Below are 1,119 nucleotides of genomic sequence, written 5' to 3'. Positions count from 1 at the left end.
CAATTCCCTTGTCTGGTGGCGATAGCGAAGCGGCCACACCCGTTCCCATGCCGAACACGGAAGTTAAGCGCTTCAGCGCCGAAAGTAGTTGGGGGTCTCCCCCTGTGAGGATAGGACGTTGCCAGGCTTTTTATTTTTTTACAAAACTTATTGACTTTATCCTAATTGACATTTAAAATAGGTGGAGTCGATACAAATAGTTTTACAAACGGTCCCGTGGTGTAGCGGTTAACATGTCTGCCTGTCACGCAGAAGATCGCGGGTTCGAATCCCGTCGGGACCGCCATTTTTAATTTAAACTTAATAAGTTGGCTTTGTAGCTCAGTTGGTAGAGCAAAGGACTGAAAATCCTTGTGTCGGCGGTTCGATTCCGTCCAAAGCCACCATTTACACCTGCCGGTGTAGCTCAGTTGGTAGAGCATCTGACTTGTAATCAGAGGGTCGAGGGTTCAAATCCTTTCGCCGGCACCATTTTTTCATGGCGATTGTGGCGAAGTGGTTAACGCACCGGATTGTGATTCCGGCATTCGAGGGTTCAATTCCCTTCAGTCGCCCCATTTTAAATTAATGAGCCATTAGCTCAGTTGGTAGAGCATCTGACTTTTAATCAGAGGGTCGCAGGTTCGAGCCCTGCATGGCTCACCATTTCTCATTAATTAATAGTTATATTTGAATATTATATGCGGGTGTGGCGGAATTGGTAGACGCGCTAGACTTAGGATCTAGTGTCCTTGACGTGGGGGTTCGAGTCCCTTCACCCGCATCTCTAATCAAAACTCATATTGCGGAAGTAGTTCAGTGGTAGAATACGACCTTGCCAAGGTCGGGGTCGCGGGTTCGAATCCCGTCTTCCGCTCCATTAATACGCGGTCGTGGCGGAATCGGTAGACGCGCTAGGTTGAGGGCCTAGTGGTGGTTAACACCGTGGAGGTTCAAGTCCTCTCGACCGCATTTTATGCACCCTTAGCTCAGCTGGATAGAGCGTTAGACTACGAATCTAAAGGCCGGGAGTTCGAATCTCTCAGGGTGCACCATTTATAACGGGAAGTAGCTCAGCTTGGTAGAGCACTTGGTTTGGGACCAAGGGGTCGCAGGTTCGAATCCTGTCTTCCCGACCAT

Annotated in this window: 10 tRNA genes and 1 rRNA gene; all 11 read left to right on the top strand. The window is 49.2% G+C overall.

Annotation, left to right across the window (positions count from 1 at the left end):
• Positions 1-11: 11 nt before the first annotated feature.
• Positions 12-127, top strand: a 5S ribosomal RNA gene (gene rrf, locus EVJ23_RS15025).
• Between the two features lie 83 nt (positions 128-210).
• A tRNA-Asp gene (locus EVJ23_RS15020) sits at positions 211-286 on the top strand.
• 24 nt (positions 287-310) lie between these two features.
• Positions 311-386, top strand: a tRNA-Phe gene (locus tag EVJ23_RS15015).
• Between the two features lie 9 nt (positions 387-395).
• Positions 396-471: transfer RNA gene (locus EVJ23_RS15010), tRNA-Thr, on the top strand.
• A 10-nt stretch (positions 472-481) separates the two neighbouring features.
• Positions 482-557 (top strand) — tRNA-His (locus EVJ23_RS15005).
• 12 nt (positions 558-569) lie between these two features.
• Positions 570-645: transfer RNA gene (locus EVJ23_RS15000), tRNA-Lys, on the top strand.
• Positions 646-682: 37 nt separating this feature from the next.
• Positions 683-763, top strand: a tRNA-Leu gene (locus EVJ23_RS14995).
• A 21-nt stretch (positions 764-784) separates the two neighbouring features.
• Positions 785-859 (top strand) — tRNA-Gly (locus EVJ23_RS14990).
• A gap of 7 nt (positions 860-866) precedes the next feature.
• A tRNA-Leu gene (locus EVJ23_RS14985) sits at positions 867-951 on the top strand.
• A 6-nt stretch (positions 952-957) separates the two neighbouring features.
• Positions 958-1,034, top strand: a tRNA-Arg gene (locus tag EVJ23_RS14980).
• 7 nt (positions 1,035-1,041) lie between these two features.
• Positions 1,042-1,118, top strand: a tRNA-Pro gene (locus tag EVJ23_RS14975).
• Position 1,119: the final 1 nt, after the last annotated feature.

The sequence above is a fragment of the Exiguobacterium sp. SH1S1 genome, assembly GCF_004337245.1.
Classification (GTDB): Bacteria; Bacillota; Bacilli; order Exiguobacteriales; family Exiguobacteriaceae; genus Exiguobacterium; species Exiguobacterium aurantiacum_A.
The sequence above is the reverse complement of the archived record's forward strand: the minus strand, read 5'-3'. Positions and strand labels throughout refer to the sequence as shown.